At 45.7% G+C, this 302-nt stretch carries 3 tRNA genes; all 3 read right to left on the reverse strand.

The annotated features are described in order from the left end of the window. Positions 1 to 89 (reverse strand) — tRNA-Leu (locus tag LQ617_RS15900). Positions 90 to 105: 16 nt separating this feature from the next. Continuing rightward, a tRNA-Gly gene (locus tag LQ617_RS15905) sits at positions 106 to 180 on the reverse strand. A 34-nt stretch (positions 181 to 214) separates the two neighbouring features. Beyond that, a tRNA-Lys gene (locus LQ617_RS15910) sits at positions 215 to 290 on the reverse strand. Between the last annotated feature and the right edge of the window lie 12 nt (positions 291 to 302).

Below are 302 nucleotides of genomic sequence, written 5' to 3' on the forward strand. Positions count from 1 at the left end.
TGGTGCCGAGGACCGGAATCGAACCGGTACGGTAATCACTTACCGCAGGATTTTAAGTCCTGTGCGTCTGCCAGTTCCGCCACCCCGGCAAGAAAAAAATAAAAATGGAGCGGAAGACGGGATTCGAACCCGCGACCCCAACCTTGGCAAGGTTGTATTCTACCGCTGAACTACTTCCGCTAAATAATTATTTTTATATATAGTATATTTAAAATGGTGAGCCATAGAGGATTCGAACCTCTGACCCTCTGATTAAAAGTCAGATGCTCTACCAACTGAGCTAATGGCTCTAAAACATGGTG

It is taken from the genome of Mammaliicoccus sp. P-M59 (assembly GCF_022386135.1).
Classification (GTDB): domain Bacteria; phylum Bacillota; class Bacilli; order Staphylococcales; family Staphylococcaceae; genus Mammaliicoccus; species Mammaliicoccus sciuri_A.